We start from the raw sequence: 17,643 nt of genomic DNA on the forward strand, positions 1-17,643 counted from the left end.
GCGGTTGTCACCGTTTTACTGCGCAGATTGGACTTCCAATTAAACTCAAAAAAACGGATCCCTTCGGGGATCCGTTAGATCACTGCCGCTTATCCAAACGGCACAAATTTTATTTCGCTTCTTCAGCGGCCTCTTCTTTAGCTGCTTCGGCATCTTCAGTCTCCTCAGCGGATTCAGCTGCACGTGTGAGCACAACAGAAGCCAACAAGCTGTCCTCTGAGGAAATTAGGCTGACTCCTTCCGGAAGCTGCACGTCTGCTGCAGTCAGCTTGTCCCCAACCTGAAGCGCGGTGATGTCCACATCGATTCCGGCTGGAAGCTGATCCGGCAAGCCCTCAACCTCAAGCTCAGTTTCCTGAAATTGCAGGATTCCTCCAGTCTTCGTACCCTCTGCTGTACCGTTATAATGAACGGGAATTTTAACGCGGATCGGCTTGTTGCGGGATACATGCTGGAAGTCAACATGGACAACCCGTCCGCCTCTCTGCTGAATTTCTTTGATAAGCGCCGGAAAGCCTTCGCCACCCGCCACATTTAATTGAAAGAATTCGGATCTGCCGGTACGAGCCACCTTGGCAAGCTCCTTCTCATCCACATGAAGAGACTGACTGCCAATCTGTGATCCGTAGATGACGCCTGGCACACGACCTTGCTGTCTCAGCTTACGCAGCTCCGCCCGCGTAGATCCTGTTCTTTTCTCAGCATTCAAAGTCACACTGTGTTCAGAACTCATACCGCAACGACCTCCTTAGAATTAACAACAAAAATAAATCAAGCGGCCAAGCATATCTTGGGCCATAGTATTTATTTACCCAAAAATCCCCTTTATCTTTCACTTTTTTAATCAATTCATGCATTTTTTACACTGCGTTAACAAAACCAACCCCCTCTCTTTGTTTCTTCCTCGTAAAATAAGATTAGTTATATAGAATGAACTAAAGAAAATTTAAGTTTTAAATCTTATAACCGCAGTACCATCATTCGGAGGAAGAAGCCATGACTAATTTGGAAATCAAAGAAAGCGGATCAAGATATATTAACCGTGACTTAAGCTGGGTCGAGTTCAACTGGAGAGTGCTTCAAGAAGCCCAGGATCCCGAGACTCCGCTGCTGGAGCGAGCCAAATTCCTATCCATTGTATCCAGCAATCTAGATGAATTTATTAGTGTTCGAGTAGCCGGAATTCAAGATCAAATCCGAGCAGGATATACCAAGAAGGATTTTACAGGCTATACGCCGGCTGGATTATACAAACGGCTCATTGGCAGAATTAATAAAATGGTAGCCGCCCAGTATCGGACCTTCAGGGACATTACGAAGCAGCTGCATAAAGCGAATATTCAATTTCTTGATTATGAGGATCTCAATACCACACAGCGAAAAGCCATGGATACTTATTTCCATGATATTGTGTTTCCTGTGCTCACGCCCATGGCGGTCGATCAGAGCCGCCCTTTCCCGCTCGTCCATACCCAATATGTCTACTTGGCGGTCGTTCTACAGAAAGAAGGAGGAGAAGCTGAGGAAGAGCCCTATTTTGCCGTAGTGCAAATTCCTAGCAATTTATCCCGGCTGTTGCGGCTGCCCCGCCACTCGAATAGCAAGAAGCAATCCTTCATGCTGCTGGAAGAGCTGATTAAGCACCATATCCATACGCTCTTCAGCGGGTATCTTCCACTTGCTGTCCATGAATTCAGGGTAACAAGAAATGCTGACCTGACCATTGATGAGGAGGGTGCTGAGGATTTACTTGAAGAAATTGAAAAGGAGCTGCGCAAGCGCCGCTGGGGGGCTCCGGTGCGTCTAGAGATTCAGAAGGGATTTCATCCTTACGCTTTGGATCTGCTGCAAGAGGAGTTTGAGATTGAGGAAGCGGTATTTGAAATTGACGGTCCGCTCGACTTGACATTCCTATCCAAGCTTCCAGGGGAAGTAAAGACCTCCCCTAAGCTCAAATATCCGCCTTTCGATCCGCCTTATCCGCAGGAGTTTGCCAATGATGAGGACTTTTTTACAAGGTTAAGCCAGCAGGATGTTCTCGTATATCACCCTTATGAGTGCTTTGACGCGCTGACTGACTTTGTGGTACAAGCAGCCGAGGACCCTTCTGTTATGGCGATCAAAATGACTCTGTACCGGGTCAGCGGTAATTCGCCGCTGATTCAGGCGCTCGCGGATGCCGCTGAGTCCGGTAAGCAGGTTACCGTCGTCGTGGAGCTGAAGGCTAGATTTGACGAGGAACGAAATATTGCCTGGGCAAGGAAGCTGGAGAAAGCCGGCTGCCATGTGGTATACGGCTTGGTCGGACTCAAGACCCATGCCAAAATCCTGCTGGTTGTCCGTCAGGAAGAGAAAGACCTGAAGCGGTACGTTCATGTCGGCACGGGCAACTATAACGATATTACAGCTCGGCTGTACACCGATATCGGACTGTTTACTACCCATCCTGCTATAGGAGAAGATGCCTCCGAGCTGTTTAATTTGATCACGGGATACTCACACAGCCACCGATGGCAGGCCTTTACGATTTCGCCACTGGATATGATGGACAAGCTCCAGAGCTTGATCCGCCGAGAGGCAGAGCATGCGGCTGCAGGCCGTCCAGCTCGGATCATTGCCAAGATGAACTCTCTCTCCAATCAGGAGATGATTGATGAGCTATATGGTGCCTCTGCAGCAGGCGTTCAGATCGACCTGATCGTCCGGGGAGTCTGCTGCCTCCGCCCAGGCATTGAAGGCCTCAGCGACCGAATTACCGTTAGAAGCATCGTGGATCGCTTTCTTGAACATTCGCGTATTTATTATTTTGAGAACGGCGGGCAGCCTGAGGTCTGGCTTTCCAGTGCAGATTGGATGACCCGGAATTTAACACGTCGTGTCGAGCTGATGTGCCCGATTTATGATCAGGGCATCCAGAACATGCTTATGCGAATTCTTCAGCTCTCCCTAGACGATAATGTCAAAGCCAAGGAGCTTGCAACCACCGGTAAATATGAAAAAGCGGAGGGCCATCCATCCCAGCCGCTCCGCAGTCAGTTTGCCGCCCTTCAGATTAATTCGTGGAAGTATCCTGAAAGCTCGCCTTTAATTTAAGATCCCACAGCTTTTTGAAAATTTTCTGGGCCGTGTCCAGCTCCCTACACTCAATAAAGGGCTGGGCGCGGCTCTTCAGCTTAAGATGGAGCGTCTTGTTCTCCAGCTCGAACTGAACCTCTTCGATCATCCCCGTCCCGCTGGCATCCAGGGCTGTAGCTAGCAGAAGCAGGGCGCCGAGCTTTAGAACCCGATCCTCATCCCCTGGAGAGAACATATCCTTATATTCCGCAAAGCTGACCCGTTTCCCCTCATTTGCCCGAAACTCTGTGATCAGCGAGCATAGTGCAATCTCACGATGTGTAAGTCCGGTTAGAGGCGCATGAGTTAACCAATACCTTGTATGTTTATCCGCATCAGGATAGCCAAGAGAACGACCCATTTTATACAGCATCGCGGCCGTATGGAGTACCCTCTTTTCGACAGGATCATCCTCCTTACTTAGGACCTTGCGCAGCTGCTGCGCATAATCGCTCACCCGCTGTAAATGCGCTGGCGGCTGAGTGGAATGGAAAAACAGCAAGGAAGCGATCTGTCTCTCGACCACCTGGTCGGCAGAAGGCATCTCAGCGCCAATCGTATCCAGCAGCAGGCCCTCTCTTAAGCCGGTTCCGCTAATCAGACAATATGTTGCTCCAATTCGGCCATAGATGGTATGCAGTATAATCAGACCCGGAACGATAATATCGGCCCGGCTCTTCGACAAACCCTCCATACGCTTGCGCTGCTCTAACGAGCGGGAGGCCAGTATTTTCATATAATAATCTATACTTTCCTCTGACAGCTCATAATGGTGTGTATTTCGCAGCGGATATTTGCGCCGCCGTTGGTCAAGCTTCCCTAACGCACGGATCGTGCCGCCAAGGCCGATCAAAGGTAGACCCGTATGACCCTTAAGCCAGGGCAAGCGGTCCAGTTCCCGCTCAACCCGGCTGCGCAGCTCGTGCGCTGCATCTTCCCCAAAGTCCACACCCTTCCCAAATTTCACATAGGAATTTACCGCTCCATAAGGCAAGGAGATACTGTGCTGAAGTGTGCGATCCTGAAAAAAAGTGATCTCCGTGCTTCCTCCGCCTATATCAATAATAAAACCATCCCTCACGCCTATGCTTGCCGCAACCCCTCGAAAGCCGAAGTAGGCTTCCTGCTCTCCGGATAGAAGCTCGATCCGAAGGCCCGTTCTATTATTCAGCAAAGCGACCACTTCCGCCGCATTGCCTGCATTGCGGATGGCTGCCGTTGCAGTAACTCGAACAATCCGGCAATGATAAACTTCAGCAATCTGTCTGAACTGGCTTAATACAGGAACGATGGTCAAGACCCCTTTCAGGTCCATGTCCCCATCCGGCTTTACCTTCTCGCTTAGCCTCGCTGATTCCTTGTACTCCTCAATTAGTCGATAATCCCCCTGCCTGCTTGTCTCATAAATGACAAGACGAATAGAGTTAGAACCGATATCAATGATAGCTATGTGCTCCGATGCTTGCTTCATATCCTGGTCTCCTTGCCGATATTGATCTGATGCTTAAGGTATTGGTGTAAGTTATACTCTCTTCAATGTAGCCCATCCGTTTACAAAAATAAACCTGCAGCAGAACCTCTGAATCATCTGACTACAAAAAAAAGCCGCTGTTCGGGTAAGAACAACGGCTTGAGCGGAACAACCTCTTCCGCAGATTGAGTGTTGGATTAAGACTAAGAGATAAACTTAAACAACGGATCAGGTGTTACTCTTCGATCGCGCGGACAAGCTCCACAACCTGTTCGGCTGTCTGCATTTCCAGCGCCTTCGCTGCCAGCTCCTGCATATCTGCTTTGGACAGCTTGGAGATTTGCGTACGCGCAGGCAGAATCGAAGTAGCGCTCATGCTGAACTCATCAAGACCGAGTCCAAGCAGAAGCGGAATGGCTGTAGAATCGCCTGCCATCTCACCGCACATGCCGGCCCAGCGGCCTTCTTTGTGTGCGGCATCGATGACCATCTTCACAAGGCGCAGAATCGCAGGATTGTACGGTTGGTATAAATACGATACGCGTTCGTTCATCCGGTCGGCAGCCATCGTGTATTGAATCAAATCATTAGTTCCGATACTGAAGAAGTCAACTTCTTTGGCGAACTGATCCGCCAGCACAGCAGTCGAAGGAATTTCGACCATGATACCAAGCTGAATTTCATCGGATACTTCGATTCCCTCATTTACCAGCTTCGCTTTCTCTTCCAGCAGCAGCTCTTTAGCTTGGCGGAATTCATTCAGCGTAGCGATCATAGGGAACATAATGCGCAGGTTTCCATAGACACTAGCGCGCAGCAAGGCGCGGAGCTGAGTGCGGAAAATATCGGTCTTATCGAGACAAAGACGAATTGCCCGGAATCCGAGGAACGGGTTCATCTCTTTTGGAAGGTCCAAATAAGGCAGTTCCTTGTCACCGCCGATGTCCAGTGTCCGCACGACAACCGGCTTGCCTTCCATCTTCTCAAGCACGGTCTTGTACGCATTGAACTGAATTTCTTCGGAAGGCAGCTTGTCGCGGCCCATGTACAGGAACTCGGTACGGTAGAGGCCAACGCCTTCTCCGCCGTTCTCCAGAACGCCTGCCACATCATTAGGCGTACCAATGTTGGCCGCCAGCTCGACATGCACACCGTCCTTGGATACGGTCGGTTGATCGCGCAGCTTCTTCCACTCTTCGCGCTGTTCCAAATACTTCTGCTGCTTGGTGCGATATTGCTCCAGCAGTTCGTCCGTTGGGTTGATGATCACTTTGCCGTCCAGACCGTCAACGATGATCACATCCCCATCTTTGACCTTGGACAGCACATCCTTCGTTCCGACAACCGCCGGAATTTCCAGAGAACGAGCCATGATCGCGGAGTGTGAAGTCCGGCCGCCAATATTGGTCGTAAAACCCTTCACATACTTGCGGTTAAGCTGAGCTGTATCCGAAGGAGTCAAATCTTCCGCGATAACAATCACTTCACGGCTGATTTCCGCAGGGTTCACATAGTTCAGCCCCAACAGATGAGTCAGAATCCGCTTGGTTACATCGCGCATATCGGCAGCACGTTCTTGCAGGTACGCGCTCTTCATGTTCTCAAACATGGAAATGAACTGGCTAGCCGTTTCGTTCAGGGCAAATTCAGCATTGACAGAATCACTCGTGATCTTCTCACGAACAGGATCAATCAATTCCGGATCATTCAGAATCAGCAAATGAGATTCGAAAATTTCCGCCTTCTTGGCACCAAGCTCCTGAAGCGTGCGCTCTTTGATCGCTTCAAGCTCTGCTTGCGACTTCGCCAAAGCTGCATCCAGCTTGGCGATTTCCGCAGCAGTATCCGTTACCTGACGCTCATGAACCGTATAATCCGGATGCTCCAGCTTGAAAGCCTGAGCGATGGCTACCCCTGCAGAGGCAGCAATCCCTTCCAGCTTAAGCATTCAGCTCTCCCAGCCCTTCGTTAATCATAACATCAGAGAGCGCTTGAATCGCTTCTGCTTCATTCTCACCTGTAGCAGAAAGAGTAATAGTGTCGCCCTTTTCAAGGCCAAGGGACAATACACCAAGAATAGACTTCAAAGTAACTTTTTTGCCTTTTGCTTCCGCAAAAGCTTCAGCACCTTTGAATTTATTAGCAGTATTCACCAGCGCAGTTGCTGGACGTGCGTGAATTCCATCTTCGTCAATGATTTTAAAAGTTCTTTCCATGAGTAATCCTCTCGCTTTCAGATAGTAATTGATTTTTTTGTAGCTAGTATACATATTAAAGGATTAGAGCGGAAAATTCCAGTTCCGCTCTTAACCCTTGATTATACTTACTTAATCGTGATGATGTTTGCCTCACCGCTCTTCACGGCTCCCGTCTTGTTCAGCGTTACCGCTGCACCTTCCGGAAGATTGGAGAAGATGATCGGTGAAATAATGGATGGAGCATGCTCCTTCACATATTCCAGATCCACTTCCATAATCGGCTGTCCGGCAGATACGAGGTCTCCCTCCTGTACCAGAACCGTAAATCCTTGGCCTTTCAGCTTAACCGTGTTCACTCCAATGTGAACGAGCACTTCTTTGCCGCCGTCGGACATAATGCCGACTGCATGCTTGCTCGGGAACACATTGAAGACCTTACCGTATACCGGCGAGCAGATCTTGCCGTCATGCGGCAATACCGCGAAGCCGTCACCTGTCATTTTTTGCGAGAACACAGGGTCAGGTACATTGGAGATATCCATTAATTCACCATTTACTGGTGATACGATATCCTCAGCAATCAGAGCATTGCCTTCTTGAGCTGCTTCCTGCTCTACTTCAGCCGGCTTCGGATCAGCAGGAGCTGGAGAAGGTGCCGGCGTTCTACCGCTCATAATGTCAGCAATCTGCGATTTGATCGTATCCGAACGAGTACCGAAGATCGCTTGAACGTTGTTACCTACTTCAAGCACCCCGGAGGCTCCAAGGTTCTTCAGACGATTCTTATCGACATTCGCCTTATCCTTAACTTCCACCCGCAGGCGAGTGATACAAGCATCCAAGTGAGCGATGTTCTGCTGACCACCCAGCGCAGCCAGAATGTTATGCGGAAGCTCATCGGTTGTCACCGGCTTGCCAGATGCTTGTGAGCCGCCCTCATCTCCCTCAGAAGCATCGTCACGTCCAGGTGTCTTCAGGTTGAATTTCCGGATAAAGAAGCGGAACATGAAGTAGTATACGACCGCAAAGCACAAACCTACTACAATAACCAGCCACCATGGCGTCCGGTTTGGAATAATCCCGAACAGGGTAAAGTCAATAAATCCGCCCGAGAAGGTCATACCAATCTTAACGCCTAGGATTTGCATGATCATGAAGGACAAACCTGCGAAAATGGCATGTACAGCGAACAACAATGGTGCTACGAACAAGAAGGAGAATTCCAACGGCTCCGTAATCCCTGTCAGGAACGCAGTAAGCGCACCGGACAGCATCAGGCCACCCACCATTTTCTTATGCTGCGGCTTAGCTTCATGATACATCGCCAATGCAGCAGCTGGCAGACCAAACATCATGAACGGATATTTACCTGTAGTAAATGTACCCGCTGTGAAATTAACACCGTCCCGCAGTTGAGCCATAAAGATATGTTGGTCACCACGGATCAATTGTCCCGCTTTATTAGTGTACTCTCCGAACTCAAACCAGAATGGCGAGTAGAAGATATGATGCAAGCCAAACGGAATCAGTGACCGTTCGATCACACCAAAGATAAAGGCTGCCAATGTACGATTGGTGTCAATCATACTGTTAGACACATAGTTCAGTCCGTCTTGAATCGGCGGCCACACAAACGACAGCGCCACACCGGCAACCAGCGCCCAAACTGCAGTCATAATCGGAACAAAGCGTTTACCGGCAAAGAACCCGAGATATGAAGGCAGTTCGATCTTGAAATACTTGTTGTACATCGACGCCGCCAGGATACCTATGATGATCCCGCCGAAGACCCCTGTCTGCAGCGTTGGAATTCCGAGTACTCGCGCATAGGCTGCACTGTCTACCTTTAGAGCGTACTCGTTAACTCCCATGATCGTACCCATGGTAACGTTCATAATCAGATAACCGACGATTGCGGCAAGACCCGCAACCCCCTCACCGCCAGCCAAGCCTACGGCCACGCCCACGGCGAACAACAGAGATAGGTTATCAAATACGATTTGTCCGGCATTCATCAGGATGTTTGCAATGGTTTGAATCCAATGCGCGTTTAATGCCGGGACATATTGAAGGAAATCCGGATTGACCAGCATGTTGCCGATCCCGAGTAGTAAGCCTGCAGCAGGAAGAATAGCTACCGGCAGCATCAGGGCTTTACCTACTCTTTGCAGAACACCGAAAAACCGCTTAAACATATGCGCCCTCCTAGAAGTTAAAGATGGTGTCCAAACAACAAATAAAAAGGCATGAGCCGACAAAACATCCTGCTTGTATGCCTTACCTTCACGGTTATAATACCCCGTACAAGGAAGTTACAATCAGAATACTTTGTTAGACTCATGCCTGATCGAATCAGTTACACGTTCTGAACTATTTTATTCGTTGCTTTACGTTGGTAGTATAACACCAAGCTAGTCTAAGTGCAACCCTTTACATTAAAAAAAATAATCAGAGCCATAAATTTATATTGCGCCTTTAGGAGCTACCCGGTGCAAATGCATCGTTAAGTAGCTCGTCTCCGCCTGATAAACGGGCTTTTTCAGCCGCTGTTCCATTACCTTGGTGAGTTTCCAGGCTAAGGAGTACAGCTCAGGATATTCATCCCGAAGCAGCTCTTCAAGCTTGGAAGTCTCCTGTACACGCTCCCCCCTGCGAATCCGCTCAATTGCAAAACGAAGATGAGTTAGCATTCTTGCATAATCAAGCGAGTGCCTTGCTATAGAGTAATGAAAATGCTCTTCAATGATGCCTACAAGATCAGCTATGAGTTGAGAGTGTTCCTTGACCTCGGTAATATGCTGGTTTGTCATCGCACTGTGTATGTGAAGGGCCACAAATCCAACTTCATCCTGTCCTAAATCAATGCCCATCTTCTCCTCCAGCTGCTTCATTACATGCTCAGCCAGCTCATATTCCAGCGGATAAATTTCCTTGGTTTCGAACAAAAACGGGTTGTGTATTGCAATATCCTGTTCTGCCCGTTTAATTGCAAATGCAATATGGTCGGTAAGCGCAATATGAATATGTTCGTTAAGCGTAATTTCACTGCGCTGGGCTATATATAAAATCGCCTCATTTATAACCTCAATCAGTTTTTCGTCGACTTGGGGAATGAGCTGTTTGTACTGTTCCTGCTCCTGTGCATTTTTTAGTATAAATAGCTTCTCAACCGATTTCAGTGGAATCGCTTCGTGAGGCTTGCGGTTAAAGCCAATACCCTTGCCGATCACCACAACTTCGCCATGTTCTGGATGATCGGCGATAATTACATTATTATTCAGCACTTTATTCACCAGTAAGCTGCTCACGGACGCACCTCTTTTAACAAGAAAATAATAGCCTGCCGAACGAGCTTTACACAGCTAGCGCGACAGTCATCCCATTATAACCTTTGTTTTTGAGTTCACGCTACTGTTTGTATATTCTAAGCAAAAAAATAGGACCGGGAAGAAATACTTCTTCCCGATCCGGCTTCTATTCTCCCTCATGAAGTGAGGCTGCAGCTTCGCGTTGCGCCCGCTGCTTAGGTGCCTCAGCAGCAGGTTTGCCGCCAACTAGCCCCTGAATCAGCTGATCCAAATCGATGCCGGATACACTCCTCAGCATCTCTGGTGCTGTTGACATTAATTCTGTCACATAATTGCTCACCCTTGAAGCTCCTTCGCCTTTGCCTGTGTCGACCACCGTTAACTTGTCGATAGACGAGAGCGGCTGAGCAATCTTGCCAGCAAGCTCTGGCAGCATCTTAATGACGATGTCGAGGATCGCCGCCTCGCCAAACTTCGCGAATGCATCGGCCAACTTCTCCTTCGCTTCCGCTTCGGCGAGACCCCGCAGACGGATAATTTCTGCATCAGCCGTACCTTTAGCCCGTTCGGCATCAGCCAAAGCCTGACCCTCGAGTCTTTTCTGCTCTGCAGAAGCTCGGGCCTGCGTCTCAATGGAGTACGAAGCCGCATCGGCTTCACGCATTTTACGGGCTTTATCCGCCTCGGCTGCCTGTTCGACCGCATAACGGTCGGCGTCGGCCTTCTTCTTCACTTCGGCATCATACTGCTTCTGACGCACTAGAATTTCTTTCTCTTGTAGGTCAATCTCCCGCTCTTTCCGAACCAGTTCCACCTTCATTTGCTCTTCGACCATCGTCTGCTTGGCACGTGCTTCTTGAATGTGATAAGCCTGATCGGCTTCCGCCTTAGCCGTATCCTGTTCCTTCTTAAAGGAGGCTACCTTCAGTTCTTTCTCCTTGCTGGCTTCCGCGATGTTCGTGTCACGAAGCAGCTCGGCCTTCTGCCCTTCTTCCTCGGCACGCGCCTTCTGGATTCGGGAATCCCGGACTGCCTCGGCTTCGGCAATCTCCGCATCACGTTTTACGGCAGCAATTCGCGGCTTACCCAAAGCTTCCAAATAGCCATGCTTATCGCGAACATCCTTGATGGTGAAAGATACGATCTGCAGGCCCATCTTCTTCAAATCCCGGGCAGCAACACTCTGTACCTCTTGTGCGAATTTATCACGGTTCCGGTAGACCTCCTCCACCGTCATGGAACCGAGTATAGAGCGCAGATGCCCTTCCAGCACTTCTTGAGCCTCACCCTTTAGCGATTCGATCGGTTTGCCCATGAATTGCTCGGCAGCCGTCGCTACATCTTCCGTGGTGCTGCCGACTTTGATGATGGCGACCCCGTCTGCCAGTACGGGAACCCCTTGCTCCGTATAGACCTCGGGCGTGGTAACATCGAGTTTATGGGATAGTAATGACATAAACTCTGATTTCTGGAATACCGGCCAGATAAAAGCGCCACCGCCCCTAACAATCTTAATCTTCCGTCCCGTCTCGTCTTCTGATATATTCTTGCTGCCAAGGAATGAACCTGTAACAATCATCGCCTCATCCGGACTGACTGTCCGGTAGCGTGCCCAGAAAGCAAGGCACAACACGATAATTACGCCCATTACAATTGCCGGAATAAGCAAATAATCAGGCAAACTCGTCATTACACATCTCCCTCTCTCTCATCCAATTCGGACACAAGCAGAATCCCCTCGCGAGTATCAACAACCACTACCCGTGTACCTGCAGCAATCTCCCTCTTCTCCCAGCTTGCAGCGATATGTAGTGTATGGCCTCCGACAAGACTAACCATGATCTCTCCAAAGCCGGAAGGTGGAATGGGGATTGTTACCTCACCGACTTTACCGGACAGCTCCCGAATAGAATAGCCCGTCGAGTTCTCGCTGTTCTCCATGGGACGAACGTAACCGAAGTACACTAGTACAGCAATGAAGACTGCACAGAGTATGGCCAGAACAATCACTCCCGCAGCAGACAGCCCGGTATGCCGGTTAAGCAGGAGCCCCGCTCCACCGAAGGCAGTTATGGCTCCCGCAATGACTACAGGTTTAAAAAAATCCACCGACAAAAAGTCGAGTGCTCCGCCCAGCAAATCACTGATTACATCGCCAAGGAGCACACTGACTAATGCGAAGAGTACCCCTCCGGCCAAGCAGCTTAGAAACAGAGTCTCCACCTTCGGACCTCCTTTCAGAAACTCGTTGCTTGTATGTTAATTGTTACGTATGGAGACTTCCAAAGTTTCAATAATTTGTATGTATATTGATATGTATATGCACATAAAAAAGCGTTCCACCCTATGAGTGGAACGCGGTTACAGCTGAAATGATTAGAGAGAACGCCGGTAAATATCAAGTACCGCTTCCTTATCCAGCTTGGCGAAGTTGCCGAACGGGCCAAAGCGAACGGTCTTCTCAGCCATGACTTCAAGCTGGCTGTCATCAATATCATAATCAGCAAGCCGGCTTGGTGCGCCAATGGAAGTCCAGAAAGCCCGGAGCGCATCAATGCCCTCCTCCCCGACCTCACGATCGGTTTTACCCGCTGGATCGATACCAAATACATTTACGGCAAACTTCCTGAAGCGGGCAGGGTTCACATCAAGATTATGCTTCATCCAGTTCGGGAATAAGATGGCCAGTCCACCACCATGAGGAATATCGTAAACCGCCGACACAGCATGCTCGATATTATGTGTCGCCCAGTCGCCACGGAAGCCCATGCTGACCATGCCGTTCAGCGCCAAGGTTCCGACATACATAATGGTTTCGCGCAATTCATAGTTCTCCAGATCATTGATTAGCTTAGGCCCTGTTTCAATGACCGTACGGAGCAGAGTTTCACAGAAGCCATCCTGTACAGGCGTATTCCCTTCCTGATGGAAATAGTGCTCCAGCACATGGGACATCATGTCTACCATTCCATACACGGTTTGATCTTTAGGCAGGCTGAAAGTATTCTGCGGATCAAGGATAGAGAAAGTCGGGAATGAATAAGGGCTGCCCCAGCCCAGCTTCTCCTTCGTTTCTTCATTTGATATTACAGAACCGCTGTTCATTTCAGAACCGGTAGCTGCCATGGTCAGCACGGTTGCCAGAGGAAGCGCATCCTGAGGAACAGCCTTGCGCTGTGCAAAATCCCACATGTCGCCATCGTACTTCGCTCCCACGGCAATCGCTTTGGAACAGTCAATAACGCTGCCTCCGCCAACAGCCAGAATAAGCTCAATGCCGTGCTTCTTACAAAGCTCTACGCCCCGGTGCACGGTGGACAACCGAGGGTTAGGCTCAACGCCGGCCAGTTCAGTAACCTCTGCTCCAGCTTCCTTCAGAAGGCCCAGCACTTGATCATACAAGCCGCTGCGCTTAATGCTGCCACCGCCATAAACTAGCAGCACTTTCTTTCCGTATTTAGGGACTTCTGTTCTTAATGCTTCTGTTTTATTCTTACCGAAGATCAATCGGGTCGGATTGTGAAACTCAAATGAATCCATGTCTGAATCCCTCCAACTATATTATTACTTTCCTATAGTTACTTGCTTTGTCATACTCATTATAACCTGTCGCAACCGAACAAAACAAATGATGAGCGCAAAGGGCTACCCGAAAAAATCCGAGTAGCCCTCTTGTTACCTCATATTTAACGATAGCCAGCAGCATTAAGGAAGCGGCGTAGTGCAGCCTGTCCTTTCTCTGTTCGTTTGAACACACCAGCATGCTCAAGGATTTGCGAGAACTTTCTCCCCACCTGATCGCGAAGCAGTTCATTAGCTGCCTCCTTCGAACGGGCGGCTCCGTATTCGCGAATCAGCTGATCCACCCATTCCTTATGCTTAACCAGCTCAGGCAGGCCTCCTTGCTCCGCTTGGTGAAGAAGCTCTGCATCTCCAGACAGAATAGAAGAAATTTGATCCAGCTCACTCTTGAGCCTACCCGGCAGAATGGCAAGACCCATGACCTCAATCAGACCGATATTCTCCTTCTTCAAGTGATGCATCTCCCGGTGAGGATGGAAGATCCCCTCCGGATGCTCAGCACTTGTCCGGTTATTTCGCAGCACCACGTCCATCTCATATCCGCCATCTGGCGACCGCCGTACAACCGGCGTTACCGTGTTGTGCGGAACCGAAATTCCTTCTTGTACGGATTCGGCCAGAATGTCAGCTTCGGCATCACTGTAGCTCTGCCAAGTTGTGTACAGCTCATACCCTGCTTCAAGCAGCACATCCGACTGCTGCGACCGAAGGCGCAGTACGGTCATTGGCCAGTTCACGATGCCCAAGGTAACATCCGGGTAACGTTTCGAGACAAGGACTTCATCCACGGGTGACTTCTCAAGCGGAAAGCGATGCCTGCCCCCTTGAAAGTGATCATGCGTCAGAATAGAGCCTCCAACGATAGGCAGGTCTGCATTGGATCCGATAAAATAATGCGGGAACTGTCTTACGAAATCCAGAAGCCTGCGGAAAGTATCCTTACTCATCTTCATTGGTACATGATCATGATGGAATACGATACAGTGCTCGTTATAATATACGTAAGGTGAATACTGGAAAAACCATGGCTCTCCATTCAATTCCAGCGGAATGGTACGCAAATTGTGGCGAGCAGGATGATTTATTCTTCCTGCATAGCCTACGTTCTCCCTGCATAACTGACATTTAGGATAGGCAGGAGACGGCATTAGCCGTGCTGCAGCAATCTCCTCCGGCGTTTTCTCAGGTTTGGACAGATTGATCGTAATTTCCATATCCCCGTAAGGTGTCTCTTGAACCCAATATACATTTGCAGCCACCCGATCCATACGAATGTAATTGGATTTCTCTGATAACTTGACCAGAGCATCCGTAGCGGCTTCAATCCCTTTATCCCGCTCCAGCTTACGGAAAGTGTGAATGACTTCTGACGGCCGCGGCATAATCAGCCCCATGATCCGGGCGTCCAACAGGTCTCTGTACGTAGGCGTATTCTCGGCAATAAGTCCTATGGTATAACCGTAATCGATCAGCACCTCTAACAGCGGCTGAGGGCCGCCAAGCGGCAGCTCCTCTACTTCCTTACCATAGGGCTCATCGAAGGAGAATAGCTCCAGCAGCCTGTTCCGTGAATAATCCAAGTCCCACCAGTCAATCAGGCTGTGCTCGAGTGCGAAGTGAACCAGACGCTCGATAGCAACCAGTGCTTGTTCGCGCAGTGCATCATGGGAGCGGGTAGTAGCTTCTGATGTTTGTTCCTTCACTCCATTAGCCTCACTTTCCGCTATAACCTTCAGGGTGGTTTTGATGCCAATTCCAGGCGCTCTGAATAATCGAATCCAGCTTGCTGCGGCTAGGATTCCAGCCCAGTACAGCGCGCGCTTTCTCTGCGGAAGCGATCAGGACTGCAGGATCGCCTGCACGCCGAGGATGAACCTCTACCGGGAAGTCCACCCCAGTTACTTCCTTCACTTTCGCAATGACTTCCTTGACAGAGAAGCCTTCTCCATTGCCCAAATTGTAGACATCGCTCTCCCCGCCCTTGCGCAAATAATCTACTGCACGAAGGTGAGCGTCTGCCAAATCACTGACATGAATGTAGTCGCGAACACAAGTGCCATCTGCCGTCGGGTAATCATCCCCGTATACGGCGATATGCGGACGCTGCTTGAGAGCAGCCTGCAGGATGACCGGAATCAAGTGCGTCTCTGGACGATGGTCTTCGCCGATCTTCCCGCTCGCATGAGCCCCGGCCGCATTGAAATAACGTAAGGCCACATACTTCATGCCCAGCACACGATCGAACCAAGACATCATGGTCTCCATAGTCAGCTTAGTCTCTCCGTACACATTCGTTGGACGGGTACGGTCACCTTCTTCAATCGGCACCTTCTCTGGCTCACCATAAGTTGCAGCCGTAGAGGAGAATACAATCTTCTTCACCCCGGCCTGCTCCATCGCTTCAAGCAAGCATAAAGTACCGTACACATTGTTGTCATAGTATTTTACAGGCTGCTGCATACTCTCACCAACCAGCGAATTTGCTGCAAAGTGAATGACAGCATCGATGTCGTTCTCTGCGAACAGTTTAGCCAGCAGTTCTTTATCTCTTAAGTCACCCTCATATAATTTACCGCCCAGCAAGGAATCCTTATGCCCTGTCTGCAGGTTGTCGAGAACAACAACCTCTTCTCCGCGGTCAAGCAGTTCTGCTACTGTATGAGATCCGATATAGCCTGCACCGCCTGTTACCAAAATTGCCATCGTTTATACCCCCTCGATTTGATGAACGCCCTCACCAACACCGCATACATAAAAATCACCTTTCAGTCCGGTGCGTTCTTCATAAGCTTTACCTACTTGCTCCACAAACTTCTCTACATCGTCCTGATGCACTAGAGACACCGTACACCCTCCAAAACCTGCTCCTGTCATTCTCGAACCTAAGGTTCCCGGAATTTTCCGTGCTTCCTCAACCATGACATCCAGCTCTTCACAGCTGACTTCATACAAATCACGCAGAGAATCATGGGATGCATTCATCAGCTGCCCAAATGCCGCCAAATCGCCTTGTTTAAGAGCTTCGACGGACTTTAGCACCCGGGCGTTTTCTTCCACAACATGCTTCGCTCTCTCCAATAGCGGCTTTGTCTCCAACACAGCCTGATGCTCCTCAAGCTGCTCGGGAGTAAGCTGGGCAAGGTAATCCAGACCGCTTACTCTGGACTGAAGTAACTGTAGCGCCTGATCGCATTCGCTGCGCCGTTCATTATATTTCGAATCCACCAAGCCTCTTCGTTTATTGGTATTTGATATCACAAGCTTATAGTCTCCGGTAACAAATGGGACCTTCGTATATTCCAGTGTATCGCACATCAGCAGAATAGCGTGATCCTTTGCCCCATTCGCTACTGCAAACTGATCCATAATTCCGCTGTTGACGCCTACATATCCGTTCTCCGCTTTCTGGGAAAGCACCGCAATTTCCACGCGATCCGCCAGATATCCCTCTGTGCTGAGAAGGCCGTAAGCGGTCACTACTTCAATGGAAGCCGAAGAGGACAGGCCTGAGCCATTAGGAATTTCACCGTTGTACAAGAAATCATATCCACGGGTCAAATCACGTCCCAGCTTGCCAAGCTCAACTATGACGCCAACCGAATAATCGACCCATTCCCCGGTTTTGGATTCCGCAAGAGATTTCACATCGCCATGAAGCTCTACATGATATGGAAAATTCATAGACTTGAAGGACAGTTTCTTGTCTTGGCGCGGACGCAAGAGCAATGTGGTTCCGAATTCCAGTGCGGCCGGAAGCACATAACCTCCATTGTAGTCAATATGCTCACCGATTAAGTTGACCCGCCCAGGCGCCTGAAACACGGATATTTCTTCGGAAGATTCCCCGAATTGTGCCGTAAATGCCTGCTTCATCTCCATCAGATTCATTAAGATACACCCTTTCAACAAAATGTTACATAGTATGAGGTTCATCTGCAAATTTTCGATGGTTCCTGGTTCAATTATAAGA

13 protein-coding genes are annotated in these 17,643 nt (G+C 49.4%); 1 reads left to right on the forward strand and 12 read right to left on the reverse strand.

Features of this window, described 5'->3' with window-relative positions:
• Positions 1 to 109: 109 nt before the first annotated feature.
• Positions 110 to 733 (reverse strand): 50S ribosomal protein L25, encoded by a 624-nt coding sequence (locus DCC85_RS16515; RefSeq protein ID WP_108466567.1) that lies wholly within the window; start codon positions 731 to 733, stop codon positions 110 to 112.
• Between the two features lie 263 nt (positions 734 to 996).
• On the opposite strand from DCC85_RS16515, the gene ppk1 reads away from it, so the two are divergent.
• Positions 997 to 3,093, forward strand: a complete 2,097-nt coding sequence (ppk1, locus tag DCC85_RS16520) for a polyphosphate kinase 1 (RefSeq protein WP_108466568.1) — start codon at positions 997 to 999, stop codon at positions 3,091 to 3,093.
• Here the strand turns inward: ppk1 and DCC85_RS16525 are convergent.
• From DCC85_RS16525 to DCC85_RS16575, 11 genes are all read right to left on the reverse strand, one after another.
• Entirely contained in the window at positions 3,053 to 4,585 is a 1,533-nt protein-coding gene (locus tag DCC85_RS16525; protein WP_108466569.1) for a Ppx/GppA family phosphatase, read from the reverse strand. The genes ppk1 and DCC85_RS16525 overlap by 41 nt on opposite strands.
• Positions 4,586 to 4,820: 235 nt before the next feature.
• Positions 4,821 to 6,533, reverse strand: coding sequence for a phosphoenolpyruvate--protein phosphotransferase (gene ptsP, locus DCC85_RS16530; protein WP_108466570.1), 1,713 nt, complete (start codon positions 6,531 to 6,533; stop codon positions 4,821 to 4,823).
• Positions 6,526 to 6,801 (reverse strand): HPr family phosphocarrier protein, encoded by a 276-nt coding sequence (locus DCC85_RS16535; RefSeq protein WP_108466571.1) that lies wholly within the window; start codon positions 6,799 to 6,801, stop codon positions 6,526 to 6,528. The genes ptsP and DCC85_RS16535 overlap by 8 nt, the downstream gene beginning before the upstream one ends.
• A 107-nt stretch (positions 6,802 to 6,908) precedes the next feature.
• A complete protein-coding gene (ptsG, locus tag DCC85_RS16540; protein ID WP_108466572.1) occupies positions 6,909 to 8,978 on the reverse strand; it encodes a glucose-specific PTS transporter subunit IIBC in 2,070 nt (689 codons plus the stop codon).
• A gap of 267 nt (positions 8,979 to 9,245) precedes the next feature.
• A complete protein-coding gene (gene glcT / locus DCC85_RS16545; RefSeq protein ID WP_108466573.1) occupies positions 9,246 to 10,091 on the reverse strand; it encodes a glucose PTS transporter transcription antiterminator GlcT in 846 nt (281 codons plus the stop codon).
• A gap of 166 nt (positions 10,092 to 10,257) precedes the next feature.
• On the reverse strand, positions 10,258 to 11,781 hold the full coding sequence (locus DCC85_RS16550) for a flotillin lipid rafts scaffold protein FloT (RefSeq protein WP_108466574.1): 1,524 nt from the start codon (positions 11,779 to 11,781) through the stop codon (positions 10,258 to 10,260).
• Positions 11,781 to 12,314, reverse strand: coding sequence for an NfeD family membrane protein (locus DCC85_RS16555; protein ID WP_108466575.1), 534 nt, complete (start codon positions 12,312 to 12,314; stop codon positions 11,781 to 11,783). Before DCC85_RS16555 ends, DCC85_RS16550 begins: the two co-directional genes overlap by 1 nt.
• Before the next feature lie 153 nt (positions 12,315 to 12,467).
• Positions 12,468 to 13,631: an iron-containing alcohol dehydrogenase gene (locus tag DCC85_RS16560; RefSeq protein WP_108466576.1), complete on the reverse strand. Its 1,164-nt coding sequence runs from the start codon at positions 13,629 to 13,631 to the stop codon at positions 12,468 to 12,470.
• A 146-nt stretch (positions 13,632 to 13,777) separates the two neighbouring features.
• Positions 13,778 to 15,376, reverse strand: coding sequence for a UDP-glucose--hexose-1-phosphate uridylyltransferase (locus tag DCC85_RS16565; protein WP_234414211.1), 1,599 nt, complete (start codon positions 15,374 to 15,376; stop codon positions 13,778 to 13,780).
• A 10-nt stretch (positions 15,377 to 15,386) separates the two neighbouring features.
• Complete coding sequence (galE, locus tag DCC85_RS16570) at positions 15,387 to 16,376, reverse strand: UDP-glucose 4-epimerase GalE (protein WP_108466578.1); 990 nt, start codon at positions 16,374 to 16,376, stop codon at positions 15,387 to 15,389.
• Between the two features lie 3 nt (positions 16,377 to 16,379).
• The gene (locus tag DCC85_RS16575) at positions 16,380 to 17,561 is read right to left on the reverse strand and encodes a galactokinase (protein ID WP_108466579.1); all 1,182 of its coding nucleotides are present in this window, start codon (positions 17,559 to 17,561) and stop codon (positions 16,380 to 16,382) included.
• Between the last annotated feature and the right edge of the window lie 82 nt (positions 17,562 to 17,643).

Source organism: Paenibacillus sp. CAA11 (assembly GCF_003060825.1).
Lineage (GTDB): Bacteria > Bacillota > Bacilli > Paenibacillales > Paenibacillaceae > Fontibacillus.